The sequence below is a fragment of the Azospirillum sp. TSO35-2 genome (assembly GCF_003116095.1).
Classification (GTDB): domain Bacteria; phylum Pseudomonadota; class Alphaproteobacteria; order Azospirillales; family Azospirillaceae; genus Azospirillum.
Map to the genome: position 1 here is coordinate 376,705 of NZ_LGRA01000008.1, position 16,893 is coordinate 393,597.

Here is a 16,893-nt window from a genome sequence, read left to right on the forward strand (position 1 = left end):
TCCTGTGGGGATCGTTTTGCGAAACGTTGTTCGTGACCCCATCAACATGGCAGACCCGCGCCTTATTCCGCGCGCGTGACGCGGTGCCTCGCTTGCCCCTATGATCGGCGTAATGATTCCGCAAAGGAATCGACGACAAGCCCTTGGGAGGGAACGACATGCTGCCGAACGCGGACAGCTATGAGGAGGTGCGTCGCCGTTTCGCCTGGCGCGTGCCCGACCGTTACAACATCGGCGTCGACGTCTGCGACCGCTGGGCGGAGGTGGAGCCGGACCGGCTCGCCCTGATCCACAAGCGCCGCGACGGTGGGGTCGAGGAATACCGCTTCGCCGACATCCGCGCCTTGTCCAACCGGTTCGCCAACGCGCTGGCCACCCATGGCGTCGCCCGCGGCGACCGCGTCGGCATCCTGCTGCCGCAGTCGCCGGAAACCGCCATCAGCCACGTCGCCGTTTACAAGCTGGGCGGGGTCGCGGTGCCGCTGTTCTCGCTGTTCGGGGTGGAGGCGCTGGAATATCGGCTGTCGAACTGCGGCGCCCGCGCCGTGATCACCGACGCCGCCGGTGCCGCCAAGATCGCCCAGATCCGCGACCAGGACCCCAGCCGTTTGCCGGAGCTGCGCGCCGTCATCCGCATCGATGGCCCAGGAACCGGCTGCCTGGACTGGCACGCGCTGTGCGATGCGGCGTCCGACCACTTCATCCCGGCCGACACCGCCGCCGACGACCCGGCGATCATCATCTACACCTCCGGCACCACCGGCCAGCCCAAGGGGGCGCTGCACGCCCACCGGGTGCTGCTGGGCCATCTGCCGGGGGTGGAGATGTCGCACGACCTGTTCCCGCAGCCGGGCGACCGCATCTGGACGCCGGCGGACTGGGCCTGGATCGGCGGGTTGCTCGACGTGCTGCTGCCGGCGTGGCACCACGGGGTGACCGTGGTTTCCCACCGGTTCGAGAAGTTCGACGCCGAGGCGGCCTTCGCCCTGCTGGCGGAATTCCAGGTGCGCAACGCCTTCCTGCCGCCGACGGCCCTGAAGATGATGCGGGCGGTGCCGAACCCGCGGGCGCGGCACGGCTTTTCGATGCGCTCGGTCGCCAGCGGCGGCGAGACGCTGGGAGCCGGACTGCTCGACTGGGGGCGGCAGACCTTCGGCGTGACGATCAACGAGTTCTACGGCCAGACCGAGTGCAACATGATCGTGTCGTCGGCGGCGACGCTGATGGCGGCCAAGCCCGGCATCATGGGCCGTCCGGCGCCCGGCCACGAGGTGGCCGTGATCGACGGGCAGGGCAACCGGGTGCCGCCCGGCACGCTCGGCCTGATCGCGGTGCAGCGGCCGGACCCGGTGATGTTCCTCGGCTATTGGAACAACCCGGAGGCGACGGCCGCCAAGTTCATCGGCGACTGGCTGGTCACCGGCGACCAGGGGGAGATGGACGAGGACGGCTACATCCGCTTCGTCGGGCGCGACGACGACGTCATCACCTCGGCCGGCTACCGCATCGGCCCCGGCGAGATCGAGGACTGCCTGATCGGCCATCCCGCGGTCCGCATGGCCGCCGTGGTCGGGGTGCCCGACCCGTTGCGGACGGAGATCGTCAAGGCCTTCGTCGTCCTGCAGGAGGGGGTGGCGCCCGACGACGCGCTGGTCGCCTCGATCCAGGACCATGTGAAGACGCGGCTCGCCGCCCATGAATACCCCCGCGCCATCGAGTTCCTGGAGGCGCTTCCCATGACCACCACCGGCAAGATCATTCGCCGCGAGTTGAGGAATCGCCTTTAACGCCATGATGGAAATCATTTTGTTGGCCGCAGCCTTCCTGGCCGGGGCAATGAACGCCGTTGCCGGCGGGGGGAGTTTCCTCACCCTGCCGGCCCTCATCTACGCCGGTGTGCCGCCGGTCGCCGCCAACGCCACCGGCACCGTCGCCCTGCTGCCGGGCTACGCCAGCGGCGTCTACGGCTACCGCCAGGACCTGACGCCGGTCGGCAGCGTCGGCCTGCCGACGTTGTCGCTGGTCAGCCTGGCCGGCGGGCTGGCCGGGGCGGGTCTGCTGCTGATCACGCCGGACACGGTGTTCCGCGGCATCGTGCCCTGGCTGCTGCTGGCCGCCACCGCCCTGTTCGCCTTCGGCGGCGCGCTGGCCCAGCGGCTGCGCAGTCTGGGGCTGCACGGCAACGGCGCCCTGCTGGGCACCCTGTTCGTGGTGTCGGTCTATGGCGGCTATTTCAACGGGGGCTTGGGCATCCTGCTGCTGGCGCAGCTTAGCCTGTTCGGGATGACCGACCTCAACGCCATGAACGGGCTGAAGAACCTGTTCTCGGCGGTGCTGACCGCCATCGCCGTGGTGGCCTACGCGGTGGGCGGGGCGGTGGAATGGCCGAAGGCGCTGCTGATGACCGTCGCCGCGGTGGCGGGTGGCTACATCGGTGCGCGGGTGGGCCGGCGCATCCCGAAGGCGGCCTTGCGCGCCGGCATCATCACCGTCGGGCTGGTCATGAGCGCGGTGTTTTTCCTGAAATGATCGCGCTATAGAGGGCGCTCCCCGCGACTGGAACCCTGCCCATGCTGACCGTCTCCAACCTCGACCTGTTCTACGGCGACGCCCAGGCGCTCGACGGCGTCACGCTGGAGGTGGCGGCCGGGGCGACCACCGCCATCGTCGGCGCCAACGGGGCGGGCAAGACCTCGCTGATCCGCAGCATCGCCGGAATCCTGAAGCCGGCGCGCGGCAGCATCCGCTTCAAGGACCGCGAGATCGCCGGGCTGCCCAGCCATGTCGTCTGCGACCTCGGCATCGGACAGGTGGCGGAAGGACGACAGATCTTCCCGACGCTCAGCGTGCGGGAGAATCTGGAAATGGGGGCGGTGATCCCGCGTGCCCGCGGCACGGCGAAGCAGAGCTACGACCGGGTGCTGGACCTGTTCCCCCGCCTGCGCGAACGGCTCGACCAGGCTGCCGGCACCCTGTCGGGCGGCGAGCAGCAGATGCTGGCGATCGGCCGCTGCCTGATGGGCCGGCCGGAGCTGATCATGTTTGACGAACCGTCGCTCGGCCTGTCGCCCGCCCTGGTGCAGGAGCTGTTCCGCATCATCCGGGCGCTGGCCGCCGACGGCATGACCATCATCCTGGTCGAACAGAACGTCGCCGCCTCGCTGCACATCGCCCAGCGCGCCTACGTGCTGGAAAACGGCCGGGTGGTGCTGTCGGGGACGGGCGAGGCGCTGCTGGCCGATCCGGCGGTGAAGCAGGCCTATCTGGGCCTGTGAGGGGGGCGCAAACGCTCCCTCAGAACATCCCCTGCGCCTCCAGCGCGTAGTCCAGCAGCCGCTCGACCGACCGCGCGCGGTCGCCCGTCTCGGCGAAGCGGGCCTTGGCCGCCGCCGACGCCTCGCTGTGCGTCGCGGCATCCTCGGCCAGGGCGGCGGCGCGGGCGATGAAGGCAGTCTCGTCGGCGACGGTGAAGCCCGGACCGCCGACGCTGGCGACGTCGCCCTGGGCGTAGGTCACCACCGGCAACCCCTCGGCCAGTGCAAAGGCGCCGCTGCCGCCACCACCCTGGCGCGGCGGGTTCAGATAGGCGGTGGCGACGCCGTACAGGCCACGGATGCCGTCGACGTGGCCGAGCGCGTGCATCCGGGCGGCGTTGCGCGCGGTGGCGATCCGGCCGGGAAGCTCCTGCACCGCACCGGCGAAGGCGACCCGCGCGTCGGGCACACGATCGAGCAGACGATCCAGCGTCGCCAGGAACTCCGCCCCGACCTCCTGATCCAGGCGGTTGCCGACCACGACGTAGACCGGGCCGTTGCCCTCCAGGCCGAAATCGGCGCGGCTGCGCGACGGACCGCCGTCCGGCAGGGTCCAGCCGAAGGAGAAGGGACGGAAGCGCGCACGCGCCTCCTCCGGCCAGCCGGCGGCGGTGTCCTCCGGCCCATAACCCAGGATCAGCGTCGCCAGCGACGGCGGCAGGCCGCTGGACGTCGGCAGGAACACCACCGGCCGGGTGCGGGCGAACAGGTCGGCCACCGTGTTGGACCCGCCGAAGGCGACGATCACGTCGGGGTCGAAGCGCTCCACCGCGTCGACGATGGCGTGCAGCTTCTCCTCGTCGAAGCGGGGCTGGGGGAAGGAGATCATGCGCACCTGGGCGCCGAGCGCGGTGATGACCTGCTCGCCGTCATACTCCTCGGTCACGTTGTAGCTGTATTCGGGAACGAAGCCGTTCTCGCCGGATACCGCCATGGCGTTGGGGTTGACGACCAGCACCTCGCAGCCCCGGTCGTCCTGCAGGCGGCGGGCGTAGTCAAAGGCGTCGACGGTCGGCTGATGCCCCTCGCCCAGCATCTGGTTGGTGATCAGCACCACCCGCTTGATCGCACTCCGCGGCTGAACGCGGTGCAGCCGCGGGTTGATGTCGTAGCGCCGCGCCGTCTCATCCACCAGCATCGCGTAGAAGCGGCGGAAATCGCCGTTGGTGAAGCTGCCGACGTCGCCCAGCCGCGCCTCGCCGTGGAACAGCCGCATGGCGATGCCCCAATAGGCGTAATGCAGCGACGGGACGGAGAAGCGCAAGGGATCGTCCAGCGCCGCGGTGACGAGGGTCCGGTAATAGGCGATGTCGCCGGTCAGCAGGAACAGCAGCGACTGGCGCCGCATCACGTCGCCCATGCTGTAGTGGGTGTCCAGTTCCTGAGCGGCGGCGCGGCGGGTGTCGTCGTCGTAGCGGCGGATCAGGTTGGCGAGCGCGCCGACGTGCCCCCAGCCCTCGCCCTGGTTGGACAGCAGGGTCAGCGCGCGGGCGAAGCTCAACGCCGCTTCGCGGTGGCGGCCGCTGGCGTGCAGGGCATGGCCGAGGTTGGCGTGGAACACCGCGGAGTCGCCGTCGCCGGCCACCGCCTGTCCGATTCGGTCCACCGCCTCGTCCGGCTGGCCGGACTGGAGCGCCAGGACTCCCAGCAGATGCAGAGCATCCGGATGGCCGGGCGACACGTCCAGCACGTCGCGGTACAGGCGTTCCGCCTCCTCGGTGCGGCCGGCACGGTGGTGTTCGGTCGCGACAGCCAACGTCTGCTCGATCTTGTCCATGCTACAGGTCCTTGCTGCCGGGTCACGCGGACCCCGATGTCCGGCGATGATCGTCGAACGCTGTTTACCCTGTTTTAGGAGACACGCGATCAACTTTCCACATGCGTGGATTTTCGACCTTCCGGCGAGCCTCCGGTTTCCTTCGGGCCATGACCTCCCGGTGCATACCCTTCCCGAAAGGCGCCATGGTGGCGGCCGTGGTGGCCGGCGCGACCTGGATCGTGCTGGCCGCGCTGCCCGTCGGGCCGGGCGCCATGGGGCCGGCCGCCGCCCAGGAGGCGACGCCGGCGGAGACGGCGCCGGCCGGAGCCCGCATCGTCATCAGCCTCGCCGACCGCCGACTTTACCTGACCGGACCGGACGGTGGAACCCGCAGCTTTCCGGTTGCCATCGGCCGGCCGGGCGTGCCGATTCCGACCGGCGACAGCAGCGTCGTCCGCAAGCGCCGCAACCCGACCTGGCGGCCGACCGCGCACCAGCGGCGCGACAAGCCGTCGCTGCCCCCGGCGGTGCCGCCGGGCCCGCACAACCCGCTGGGTCGCTTCGCGCTCGACCTCGGCTGGCCGGCCATCGCGATCCACGGCACCAACGAACCGGACTCGATTGGCCGGCAGGCGAGCGGCGGCTGCTTCCGCATGCTGCCGACCGACATCGAAACGGTCTTCGCGGCGACCGCGGTCGGCACGCCGGTGCAGGTGGTGCGGGCGTCGCTGGCGGCCCCCGCCGCGGTGCGCCCGCCGGTCCCGGCGGTGACCGCCGCCGCCCCGCCGCCTGTCGCCGTCAGGCCGGCCGCGCCGTCCGCCGCGGCCCCGGCTCCCATCGCCCCGGCGGCAGCGCCGTCGCCCCCGCCGGAGCCGATCCCCGACCCGCGCTGTGGTTCGGTGACGGCGCCGCTGCGCCGGATGATCTGCGACACCCCCGCGCTGGCGCTGCTCGACGGCCGCGCCAGGGGTGTGCAGGAACGTTTCCTGGCCGGCCTTGCCGACCCGCCGGCCCGCGCCGCCGCAGCCTACGCCCTGATCCAGGACGAACGACGATTCCACGAGCGGGTGTCGGCGCTCTGCTGGATCCGCAGCGGGACCGAGGCGGACCCCGCCGTCGCCGCGGCGGCGCAGTCCTGTCTGTCGCACGCGCTCGACCAGAGGCTGACCGATATCGCCGAGCGGATCGCCGGCCTGAACGGCCGCGCCCATCTGGCAAGCCGGCCGTGACCTTCACCGCTTGATCGGTGGCTTAATCATCGCCCACGGGTCGTTCTTTCTTGCTTGGCCTCCGCAGGGCTGGTAACCCGCAGAACCTCACCGTCCGGGCAGTCCGCAGCCATGCCGATCGACTATTACCTCAACATCGCCGCCTCCGGCCTGCTGACCGGCCTCGTCTACGGGCTGGCGGCGCTGGGGCTGTCGGTCATCTTCGGCGTCGTGCGCGTGGTCAACTTCGCCCATGGCGAAATGATGGTCGCCGGCATGTACGGCGCCGTGCTGCTGGGCGGCTACGCCGGGCTGGACCCGCTGCTGGCGGCGCCGCTGGTGGCGGCGGTGCTGTTCGGCTGCGGCTGGCTGCTGCAACGCGGGCTGGTCAACCGCTTCGTCGAACGGCCGGAGCACATGCAGTTCATCCTGCTGCTGGGCATCGCCACCATCCTGGTCAACGGCATGCTGATGCTGTTCGGGCCGGACGCCCGCAACGTGGCGGTGCCCTACAGCTTCGACACGGTGGAGGTCGGGCCGCTGCTGCTCGACGCCGTGCGGCTGCGCGCCGGGGCGGCGGCCATCATCGTCGCGGCGGCGCTGTTCGCCTTCTTCCGCTTCAGCCGCACCGGCACGGCGATCCGCGCCTGCGCCGACAACCCGCTGGGCGCCCGGGTGGTCGGGCTGAACATCGACGGGCTGTACGCCCTGACCTTCGGCATCGGCGCGGGGGTGGTCGGCATCGCCGGCGCGCTGATGACGCTGCTGGTCGACGCCCGGCCGCAGCTGGCGCCGGAATACACGCTGCTGAGCTTCATCATCGTCATCGTCGGCGGGCTGGGCAGCCTGCCCGGCGCGCTGCTGGGCGGCGTGCTGATCGGCGTGTCAGAGGCGCTGGCCGGCTTCCTGCTGATGCCGTCCCTGAAATCCCTGTTCAGCTACGGGGTGCTGATCGTGGTGCTGCTGCTGCGCCCGCAAGGGCTGTTGGGGAAACGGTCATGAGCGGCGGCTTCAAGGACAATGGCATGAGGTGGGGCCTGGGATTGACCGGGCGCGGGGCCGCCCTGCTGGTCGTCGCCGCGGTGGCGCTGGCGGTGGCGCCCTTCGTCGCCGACCGCTACCTGCTGTCGGTGCTGACCACCGTGCTGTGGTTTGCCTATGTCGGGCAGGCCTGGAACGTGATGATGGGCTTTTCCGGCCTTCTGTCGCTGGGCCACGCGCTGTATGTCGGGCTGGGCGCCTACGTCAGCGCCGCGCTGTTCGTGCATTACGGCATCGGCCCCTGGGCCGGACTGGTCCCGGCGGTGCTGGTGGCGGTGGCGGCCGGCTGCATCATCGGCTTCCTGGGCTTCCGCTTCGGGGTGAAGGGGGTGCATTTCGCCCTGCTGACCATCGCCTTCGCCGAGGTGGCGCGCGTCGGCTTCGACCACATCACCTGGCTGGGCGGGTCCGGCGGCTTCTTCCTGCCGGTGGAGGCGGGGGCGAGCGATCCGCTGAACCTGCGCGGCTCGCCGACGCTGTTCTACTACGTCGTGCTGGCGCTGGTCCTGGGCGCGCTGGCGCTGTCGAGGGTGCTGCTGCACAGCCGGCTGGGCTACCAGTGGCTGGCGGTGCGCGAGGAGCCGGACGCGGCCGAGGCGTCGGGCGTCGACCTGTTTCACGCCCGCATGACCGCGGTGGCGGTGTCGTCGGCGCTGACCGCGCTGGGCGGCGTGTTCCAGGCCTTCTACTTCAACAACCTGTTTCCGGAACAGGCCTTCTCCATGGGCCGCTCCATCGAGATCATCCTGCCGGCGATCGTCGGCGGCATCGGCACGCTGGTCGGCCCGATCCTTGGCGCCTTCATCCTGACCCCGCTGGGCGAGGCGCTGACCTTCGTCATCGAAACCGGTGGGCTGGATCTGCCGGGGTTGAAGCAACTGTTCTACGGCCTGGCGCTGGTGGTGATCGTGGTGTTCCGGCCGGAGGGGGTGTGGCCCTGGCTGGCGCGGCGCCTGGGCTTGGTCCGCCAGCCGGGGGAGGGCGCCTGAGATGACCGATTTGCTCAAGGTCGAGGGCCTGTCCAAACGCTTCCGCGGTCTGAAGGCGGTGTCGGACGTCAGCTTCACCGTGCCCCAGGGGCGCATCCTGGCGCTGATCGGCCCGAACGGCGCCGGCAAGACCACAACCTTCAACCTGATCGCCGGCGTCTTCGCGCCCGACACGGGATCGGTGACGCTGAGGGGCCGCAACCTGACCGGGCTGAAGCCCAACCAGGTCTGCGCCGCCGGCATCGGCCGCACCTTCCAGATCGTCAAGCCCTTCGGCCAGCTGACGGTGGAGGAGAATGTCGTCGTCGGCGCTTTGGCCCGCGAACGGTCGGTGGAGGCGGCGCGCGTCCAGGCCCGCGTGGTCCTGGAACGGCTGGAACTGGCCGATCAGGCCAACCGGCCGGCGCGCAGCCTGACGCTGCCCGACCGCAAGCGGCTGGAGGTCGCCCGGGCGCTGGCCACGCGGCCGACCCTGCTGCTGCTGGACGAGGTGCTCGCCGGCCTGCGCCCGACCGAAGTCGACCGCATGGTGGAGGTGCTGCACGACCTGAACCGGCGCGAGGGCCTGACCATCCTGATGATCGAACACGTCATGCGCGCGGTGATGGCGCTGTCCGACCGCGTGGTGGTGCTGGATCACGGCGAGAAGATCGCCGACGGCACCCCGGCGGAGGTCGTCGCCGACCCCCGCGTGGTCGAATCCTACCTGGGTGCCGAGGAGCCGGGCTGAGGCAAGCCCCTCAGTTGCTGAGGTTCGCCGGGTCCTCCCGGAAGCTGACCGAGGCGATCTCCGCCGTCAGCGGGTGGCCGGGGTAGGTGAAGCGGTGCAGCCACTCGGTGTCGCCGGCCGCGCTCCAGAACCGCAGCATCAGGCGGCCGGGCATGCGCGGCAGTTCCTCCGGCTTGCCCGACACGCGGTGCACCGGCTTGCCGTCGACCGTCCAGACGATGCCGTCCGGCTTCCAGTCGAAGCCGTAGCTGTGGAACCCCTTCGAGGCGTCGAAACCGAGGTCGACCACCGCGCCGCGCTGCGCGACGCTGTTGGCGACGTAGCTGATCTCCAGCTTGGTCGGGTCCTTGCCGGCGATGCCCATGGTGATCTCGTCCCACGGATCGTTGAAGGGCGGGCCGGTGTAGTGGGAGACCGCCGTCATCACCCCCTCCGCCTTCACCGCCTTCAGCGACACCGCGTAGCTGCCGTAGCCGTAGAAGCGGTGGGTCGAGTATTCGCCGCAGGAATAGCGGTCGCGCCCGCTCGGCTGGTCGGTGACCGACAGGGCGAGGTGGCCGTCCTGGAAGGCGGCGTTCCAGCGGTTCCAACTGCAGCTGATGTAGCCGCTGCCGCGCCAGCCATCGGACCGCACCCAGCGGGAGCCCTCGAACGAGGACAGCGTCTCGCGGAAGCTGGAGCCGTAATGGCTGCCCCATGAATCCGCCAGCACCGGCCCGGCGACGGCCAGTGCCGCCCCCACGCCCGCCGCGATCAGCGCCGCACTCCGTGTCCGTCTGGGCATCCGCATGGCCGTTTCTCCCGCTGTGGTCCCGGGCCGGCGCGCAATTTCGGTCGGCCCCCACCCCGATATCGCGAGAAACACGGCGCGCGGCAACGGCGCGACCGGGGGCTGCCGGGCCGTGTCGGGCGTACCCCCGTGGCGCGTCCGTGCTGCGGATGGGCTCAGACGTCGGTGACGCCGCTCTTCGGGATGCGGATCTCGCGGTGGACGGACATGCTGAGCAGCAGACCGACGCCGATCATCAGCGTCATCATCGCCGACCCACCGTAGGACACCAGCGGCAGCGGAATGCCGACCACCGGGATCAGGCCCATCACCATCGCCACGTTGACGAAGACGTACAAGAAGAACTGCGCGGTCATGCCGACGGCCACCAGACGGCCGAACTGGCTGCGGCTGCTCAGCGCGATCACCAACCCGTAGATCAGCAGCAGCAGGTAGAGCGCCAGCAGGGTCAGGGCGCCGACCATGCCGAACTCCTCCGCCAGGACGACGAAGATGAAGTCGGTGTGCTTTTCCGGCAGGAACATCAACTGGCTCTGCGAACCCGACATGAAACCCTTGCCGAACAGCCCGCCCGATCCCAGCGCGATCTTGGACTGCAGGATGTTGTAGCCGGCGCCGAGCGGGTCGGTCTCCGGCTCCAGGAAGGTGTAGACGCGCTGCTTCTGGTAGTCGTGCAGGAACTCCCACGCCACCGGGATGGCGCTGAGGCCGCCGCCGATCACCAGCAGGAACTTCCAGATCCGCACGCCGGCGGCGAAGAAGATGGCGCCGCTGCCCATGATCAGCAGCAGCGAGGTGCCGAGGTTCGGCTGCATCAGCACGAAGGCCACGGGGGTGAAGACCAGCAGCAGCGGCGGGATCAGCAGCAGCGGCCGGCCGATCTGGTCCAGCGTCACACCATGGAAGTAGCGGGCGAGCGCCAGCGTCAGCGCCGGCTTCATCAGTTCCGACGGCTGGAGCTGGAAGAAGCCCAGATCGATCCAGCGCTGGGCGCCCATGCCGATGCGTCCCATCAGCTCCACCGCGATCAGCAGGCACAGCACGACGAAGAAGATGACGTAGGCCGACTTCATCAGGTGTCGCACGTCGATCAGCGCGATTCCCAGCATCAGCACGAAGCCGGGGACGGCGCGCACCAACTGCGGCTGGGCCCACGGCTTCCAGTGGCCGCCGGCGGCGGAAAACAGCAGGCCGACCCCCACTGCGGTGATCGTGCAGACCAGCAGGACCAGTCCCCAGTTGATGAGCCTGAACTTCGTGCCAAGCGTCAACTTGGACCGCTGCGGCTCCAGACTGCCGGAGCCGAGATTGGAAAGAACCACGACCATACGCCGATGTTGCCGGAAAGGGACGTTGCCGGGCCGGCCCCGGCAAACCGGCCGGAGGGACCGCGGCGGATAATGCGGCAAGCCGCCCCGCGGGTAAAGCCGGGCGTGCGGCGGTCGCTTTTTCTCACCGGCTCACCGCTGCGCCGTCGGCTTCATGCCGGCACCGCGGCCGGCCGCCACAGGGTGGTTGCGGCAAAGCACACCCGGTTGCGGCCGCTGTTCTTCGCGTCGTACAGCGCGGCGTCCGCCTGGGCGATCAGGTCGGAGAACTGATGGTCTCCGGCCGACAGGGCGACCCCGCCGACACTGCAGGTCACGACGATGCCACGTTCGGCCCCCAGCGGTCCGAGTTCGCGTTCAATGGCGGCGCGCAGCCGCTCGGCCAGCAGCGCTCCGGCCTCCGCCCCGGTTTCCGGCAGCAGCAAGGCGAACTCCTCGCCGCCCATCCGGCCGATGGAATCCTCGTGCCGGATCTGGCCGGCGCAGCAATCCGCCACCGCCTGGATCACCCGGTCGCCGAAGGGATGGCCGGCGCGGTCGTTGATCGACTTGAAGCGGTCGATGTCGAGGATCAGGACCGTCAGGGCCCGGCCATAGCGCCGGGCGCGGCGGAACTCGATCTCACCCAGTTCGAACAGGCGGCGGCGGTTCAGCACGCCGGTCAGCCCGTCGGTGTGAGCGAGCTTCGTCAATTCGCGGTTGAACTCGTCGCTGGCCATCAGGACATAGTTGATGGCGCCGATGACGGTGCCGAGGAAGGACAGCACCAGCGTGATGCGCTCGACCCGGTCGTCGACCATCTGGTCGGCCGGCAACGCGTCGTGGAGCAGGGCGGCCACCATGCGGACCAGATAGGCCCCGGCCAACGCCAGCGACATGATGCCGGTGACGTAGTGCGGAATGCCGCGATCGCGGTAGCGGACCAGCACCTCGAAGGCGATGACGGCGAGGGCACCGGCCGCGACCAGGCTGGACAGGATGCGCACCGGCGTCAGGTTGTTGCCGCCGGCCAGCAGGGCCACCAGGCAAGATAACGCCACCGCGGCCCCGCCGAAGGCCGGCCAGTAGGGCCAGACCGGCCGCTGTTGCAGATGGCGGACGCTGGTGTAGTTCAGGATCAGGCCGGCGATGCCCAAGCCGTTGGCCAGCGGCACGAACAGCTCCGGCATACGGCCGGCGCGCAGCCCGGCGACCAGGAAGGCGGCGGCCAGCAGGAATTTTCCGTAGGAGTAGTCGCGCAGCGACCGGCGGATGTGCGGGGGATAGCGGCCGGACGCCACGAAGACCGACAGTCCGACCACAAAGCCGATGATCGTGATGACCTGCGCGATAAAGGTCGTGTCAAGATTCATCGCGCCGGTCCGCCACGCTCTCGATTACGCCAGTATTCCCTGAACGCTATACGAAGCCTTGGCCGGTGACAAGGCGCGCGGCGGTCAGGGGGAACCGCAACTCCCCAATGTTGTCAAAGCATTGTTATCGGAACTTACCGCCGCTCGGCGGGGGCGTAGCCCTTCACGAACAGGTCGACGGCGGCGTTGACGAAGCGTTCGAGGTCGGCGTCGCTCGGCCGCTCGCTCAGGCACAGCAGCAGCTTCATGTGCATGTTGGCCTTCAGCAGGCCGAACAGCTGGTGCGTCGCGAGGTCGGCGTCGGTGATGGCAAGTTCGCCCTTGCGCGCCGCCTGGTCCAGGAATCGGCGGGCGCAGGCGAAGGTTTCCGCCGGACCGCTGTCGTAGAAGGCCTGCGCCAACTCCGGGAAGCGCAGCACCTCGCCCAGCACCATGCGGTAGACCGACAGCGCCTTGGGCGAGGTCACGAACCGCACGAAGGTCAGGCCGATCAGCCGCAGCCCTTCGGCCGCCGGCAGGCGGGCCGCGTCGTCCCACACCTCGGCCAGGACGGAACTGGCGCACTCGCAGGCGACCATGGCCCGGAACAGCTCTTCCTTGCTGCCGAAATGCGCGTACAGCGTCGCCTTGGACACGTTCGCCTTCTTGGCGACGGCGTCCATGCTGACGGCGCCATAGCCGTGCTCCAGAAACAGCGCGCCAGCCGCTTCCATGATCTGGGCCGGCTTGGAACCTGCTTCGGGAGTGGGGGCCACCAGTGTGGTCATACGCGCCTCGCCTGCTTCCATGCCCTTGGCCCGTACCGCGTTCCGCATCGCTCGACAAGCCCTTCTTGAAAACTAAACCGTTCAGTTCGGTCTTGACAAGAGATAGGCGAACGGTCATTTTGCCGCAAGACTAAACTGAACGGTTCAGTCTCTTTCCGGCACCGAGGCCTCGCGACGAGGCCGGCCGATGGAAGCGATATGGGCCGCACCGGGTATGGGGACCAGAGACAATGGCGAATGGCGTTCGGAAGATCGTGCTGTCGGGCGTGGCGTTGGCCGTACTGGCAGGCGCCGCCGTTGCCGGCGAACATTGGTGGACCGAGGGGCGCTTCCTGGAGTCGACCGACAACGCGTATGTGCAGAGCGACATCACCGTCGTCAGCGCGAAGATCTCCGCCTATGTCCGCGACGTGAAGGTCGCGGAAAACCAGCTGGTGCGCGCCGGCGACGTGCTGGCGGTGCTGGACGAGCAGGATTTCCGCGCCAAGGTCGCCGAGGAAGAGGCGGCGGTGACCGCGCAGAAGGCGGCGCTGGGCACGCTTGACACCAAGCTGGCGCTGCAGCGCGCCGTCATCGACCAGGCCGCCGCCACGCTGGCGAGCGCCGAGGCCGAGCAGCGCCGCGCCCAGCAGGAGTACGACCGCAGCCGCTCGCTGGCCAACGACAGCTGGACCAGCCGGCAGAAGCTGGAAACCGCCGACGCCGATCTGCGCAAGGCGGTGGCCCAGGTCGCCAAGTCGCGCGCCGCGCTCGCCGCGGAGAACGAGCAGGTCAACGTCCTGCGCGCCACCCGGACCGAGACGGAGGCCCATCTGGCCCAGGCGCAGGCCAGCCTGCAGACCGCCCGCAACGACCTTGACAACACGCTGGTCCGCGCCCCCGTCGACGGGGTGATCGGCAACCGCGGCGTCCAGGTCGGGCAGTACGCCCGCCCCGGCGTGCAGTTGCTGTCGCTGGTGCCGCTGCCCGACGTCTATGTCGTCGCGAACTTCAAGGAAACCCAGCTGTCGCACATGCGGCCGGGCCAGCGCGTGTCCGTCTCGGTCGACGCCTTCCCCGACCGCAAGCTGGACGGCACGGTGGAGAGCTTCGCCCCGGCCTCCGGGTCGAAATTCTCGCTGCTGCCGCCGGAGAACGCGACCGGCAACTTCACCAAGATCGTGCAGCGGGTTCCGGTGCGCATCGCCCTGCCGCGCGACAACGCGCTGGCCGGCCTGCTGCGCCCCGGCCTGTCGGTGGTGGCGGAGGTCGACACCCGCGGCGCCGACGCCCGGCCGCATGTGGCGAGCGGCGGCGTGTTCGGCGCCCTGACCGACAAGCAGGCGGTGGCCGCCAAGTAAGGCGGCCACCCTGGACAAGGCAGCGTTAAGGAAGGCAGCGGTTCCATGGCGACGGACCCGGGCATGCGCCCGCTCAGCGCACGCGACCTCATCGGCTTCTTTTCGATGGTGGTCGGCATGTTCATGGCGATCCTGGACATCCAGATCGTCTCCAGCTCGCTGTCGGAAATCCAGGCCGGCCTAGCCGCCAGCGCCGACGAGATCTCGTGGGTGCAGACCTCCTACCTGATCGCGGAGGTCGTGATGATCCCGCTGTCGGGCATCCTGTCGCGCATCCTGTCGACCCGCGTGCTGTTCACCATCGCCGCCGCCGGCTTCACCCTGACCAGCGTCGCCTGCGCCTTTTCCGGCGGCATCGAGACGATGATCGTCTGGCGGGCGCTCCAGGGCTTCATCGGCGGCGCCATGATCCCGACGGTCTTCGCCACCAGCTTCATGATCTTCCCGCCGGAAAAGCGGGCCGGCGTGTCGGTGATGATGGGGCTGGTCGCGACGATGGCGCCGACCATCGGCCCGACGCTGGGCGGCTATCTGACACAGAGCCTGTCCTGGCACTGGCTGTTCCTGGCCAACGTCATCCCCGGCATCCTGGTCACCTCGCTGGTGTGGTTCCTGGTCGATGTCGACCGCCCGAATCCGGAGCTGCGCCGGGGCTTCGACTTCGTCGGCCTGCTGCTGATGGCGACCTTCCTGGGCAGCCTGGAGTATGTGGTGGAGGAGGGGCCGCGCAACGACTGGTTCGAGGACCAGACGGTCGCCTCGCTGGCCGTGGTGGCGGCGATCGGCGGCGTCGGCTTCTTCTGGCGGGTGCTGTCCTACCGCAACCCGATCGTGGAACTGCGCGCCTTCGCCGACCGCAACTTCGCCATCGGCTCGCTCTACAGCTTCATCATCGGCATCGGGCTTTACGGGTCGGTCTATCTGCAACCGCTGTTCCTGGCGCGGGTGCGCGGCTTCAACAGCCTGCAGATCGGCACGATCATGTTCGTGACCGGCGCCTTCCAGTTCATGTCGGCGCCGATCGCCGGCGCCCTGTCGAAGCGGATGGACCTGCGGGCGATGCTGGCGCTGGGGCTGGTGCTGTTCGGCACCGGCGTCTGGCTGAACAGCCACTTCACCGCCGACACCGGCTTCTGGGAGCTGTTCCTGCCGCAGGCGGTGCGCGGCCTGTCGCTGATGCTGTGCTTCATCCCGATCAACAGCATCGCGCTGGGCACCCTGCCGCCGGACAAGCTGAAGAACGGGTCGGGCCTGTACAACCTGATGCGCAACCTGGGCGGTGCCATCGGCTTGGCGGCGATCAACACGGTGCTGACCAACCGCGACGCGCTGCACATGAACCGGCTGGGCGACAACGTCAACCTCGCCCGGCCGGAGGTGCAGCAGATGGTCGACAACCTGAGCCAGCGCTTCGACGGGCTGGTGGCCGACCCGACGGCGGCGGCGATGTCCCGGCTGGTCGGGCTGGTCCAGCGCGAGGCGCTGATCCTGACCTTCAACGACGCCATGCTGCTGATGTCGGCGGTGTTCTTCGGCGCGCTGCTGTTCATGCCGCTGGTGCGGCGGCCGGGCGGCATGGTGAAGGCGGACCATTGATCGGAAAGGGCGGCGGGGGACTGCGGCACGATACGGCACCCCCGCGAGCGGCGTAGGAGGCCGCCCGTGGGTTGTGCTATGATCGTCGCCGTCGACCATCCGTCTCAGCCCAAGCCCACAGCCGCATCCCGATGAGCAAGCGTCAATACACCAGAGCCGAGGTCAAGGAACTGCTGGGCGCCCTGGAGCGCCAGTGCCGCGAAGCCTCCAAACTCGCGCAGTTGGCGGAGCACGAGGCGAGCAAGCACAGCTTTGGCGCCTACCGCGATTTCCGCGACAAGGTCGGCGAATTCCAGGCGCTGGTCATCCTGATCGAACAGCGCATGCGCAATCTGGTCGACGCCCGGTCCGATGACCTGCGCGACCAGTTCGAAAAGCTGGACACCGTCATGCTGGCGCTGCTGGTCCGCGCCAGCATGCGATTCTTCTTCGTCCTGTCGGCCAATCCGATCCTGCCGATGGGCGCCCGTGAGATTTTCGTGGCGGAACTGCGCAGCCTGCACGACGCCGCGGAGAAGCTGCAGCGTCCCAACTACGTCGGCCGGCTTGGTCCGGAGTTGGAGCGCGACCTGGAAACCGCCTCGCTGATCCTGGAAGAGATCATCGACAAGGCGCCCAGCCTGCTGAACTTCCGCGGCGGCGGGTCGGAATAGGGCCGGTCCGCCCCCGCCCTGACCGT

At 69.3% G+C, this 16,893-nt stretch carries 15 protein-coding genes; 10 read left to right on the forward strand and 5 right to left on the reverse strand.

All coding sequences use genetic code 11. The features are described 5' to 3' along the window. Window positions 1-158: 158 nt before the first annotated feature. From TSO352_RS03165 to TSO352_RS03175, 3 genes are read left to right on the forward strand one after another with little or no spacing between them, the layout of a single operon-like run. Entirely contained in the window at window positions 159-1,787 is a 1,629-nt protein-coding gene (locus tag TSO352_RS03165; RefSeq protein ID WP_109105918.1) for an acyl-CoA synthetase, read from the forward strand. A gap of 4 nt (window positions 1,788-1,791) precedes the next feature. Continuing rightward, entirely contained in the window at window positions 1,792-2,529 is a 738-nt protein-coding gene (locus TSO352_RS03170; protein WP_109105919.1) for a sulfite exporter TauE/SafE family protein, read from the forward strand. Window positions 2,530-2,570: 41 nt separating this feature from the next. Next, the gene (locus tag TSO352_RS03175; protein WP_109105920.1) at window positions 2,571-3,275 is read left to right on the forward strand and encodes an ABC transporter ATP-binding protein; all 705 of its coding nucleotides are present in this window, start codon (window positions 2,571-2,573) and stop codon (window positions 3,273-3,275) included. Between the two features lie 19 nt (window positions 3,276-3,294). Here the strand turns inward: TSO352_RS03175 and TSO352_RS03180 are convergent, their stop codons facing one another. Further along, window positions 3,295-5,091, reverse strand: a complete 1,797-nt coding sequence (locus tag TSO352_RS03180; RefSeq protein ID WP_109105921.1) for a tetratricopeptide repeat protein — start codon at window positions 5,089-5,091, stop codon at window positions 3,295-3,297. A gap of 185 nt (window positions 5,092-5,276) precedes the next feature. On the opposite strand from TSO352_RS03180, the gene TSO352_RS03185 reads away from it, so the two are divergent. From TSO352_RS03185 to TSO352_RS03200, 4 genes are all read left to right on the forward strand, one after another. Continuing rightward, complete coding sequence (locus TSO352_RS03185; RefSeq protein WP_247871873.1) at window positions 5,277-6,302, forward strand: L,D-transpeptidase; 1,026 nt, start codon at window positions 5,277-5,279, stop codon at window positions 6,300-6,302. Window positions 6,303-6,413: 111 nt separating this feature from the next. After that, complete coding sequence (locus TSO352_RS03190) at window positions 6,414-7,283, forward strand: branched-chain amino acid ABC transporter permease (RefSeq protein ID WP_109105923.1); 870 nt, start codon at window positions 6,414-6,416, stop codon at window positions 7,281-7,283. A gap of 23 nt (window positions 7,284-7,306) precedes the next feature. Next, window positions 7,307-8,311 (forward strand): branched-chain amino acid ABC transporter permease, encoded by a 1,005-nt coding sequence (locus TSO352_RS03195; RefSeq protein WP_199231467.1) that lies wholly within the window; start codon window positions 7,307-7,309, stop codon window positions 8,309-8,311. Between the two features lies 1 nt (window position 8,312). Then, a complete protein-coding gene (locus TSO352_RS03200; RefSeq protein ID WP_109105924.1) occupies window positions 8,313-9,041 on the forward strand; it encodes an ABC transporter ATP-binding protein in 729 nt (242 codons plus the stop codon). 10 nt (window positions 9,042-9,051) lie between these two features. Here TSO352_RS03200 and TSO352_RS03205 read toward each other — a convergent pair whose 3' ends face one another. The 4 genes from TSO352_RS03205 to TSO352_RS03220 form a co-directional block, all read right to left on the reverse strand. Continuing rightward, window positions 9,052-9,831, reverse strand: coding sequence for a family 16 glycosylhydrolase (locus TSO352_RS03205; RefSeq protein ID WP_109105925.1), 780 nt, complete (start codon window positions 9,829-9,831; stop codon window positions 9,052-9,054). Window positions 9,832-9,986: 155 nt separating this feature from the next. Further along, window positions 9,987-11,159 carry a rod shape-determining protein RodA gene (gene rodA, locus TSO352_RS03210; protein WP_199231468.1) on the reverse strand — a complete coding sequence of 391 codons (1,173 nt, stop codon included), beginning with the start codon at window positions 11,157-11,159 and terminating at the stop codon, window positions 9,987-9,989. Between the two features lie 152 nt (window positions 11,160-11,311). Then, window positions 11,312-12,511: a GGDEF domain-containing protein gene (locus TSO352_RS03215; protein ID WP_109105926.1), complete on the reverse strand. Its 1,200-nt coding sequence runs from the start codon at window positions 12,509-12,511 to the stop codon at window positions 11,312-11,314. A 134-nt stretch (window positions 12,512-12,645) separates the two neighbouring features. Continuing rightward, the gene (locus TSO352_RS03220; protein WP_247871874.1) at window positions 12,646-13,278 is read right to left on the reverse strand and encodes a TetR/AcrR family transcriptional regulator; all 633 of its coding nucleotides are present in this window, start codon (window positions 13,276-13,278) and stop codon (window positions 12,646-12,648) included. Window positions 13,279-13,508: 230 nt separating this feature from the next. On the opposite strand from TSO352_RS03220, the gene TSO352_RS03225 reads away from it, so the two are divergent. The 3 genes from TSO352_RS03225 to TSO352_RS03235 all read left to right on the forward strand — a co-directional run bounded on the left by TSO352_RS03225 (window position 13,509) and on the right by TSO352_RS03235 (window position 16,867). Continuing rightward, window positions 13,509-14,618, forward strand: coding sequence for an HlyD family secretion protein (locus TSO352_RS03225; RefSeq protein WP_109105928.1), 1,110 nt, complete (start codon window positions 13,509-13,511; stop codon window positions 14,616-14,618). 45 nt (window positions 14,619-14,663) lie between these two features. Beyond that, the gene (locus TSO352_RS03230; protein WP_109105929.1) at window positions 14,664-16,214 is read left to right on the forward strand and encodes a DHA2 family efflux MFS transporter permease subunit; all 1,551 of its coding nucleotides are present in this window, start codon (window positions 14,664-14,666) and stop codon (window positions 16,212-16,214) included. A gap of 131 nt (window positions 16,215-16,345) precedes the next feature. Then, window positions 16,346-16,867, forward strand: coding sequence for a hypothetical protein (locus TSO352_RS03235; protein WP_109105930.1), 522 nt, complete (start codon window positions 16,346-16,348; stop codon window positions 16,865-16,867). Window positions 16,868-16,893 lie beyond the last annotated feature (26 nt).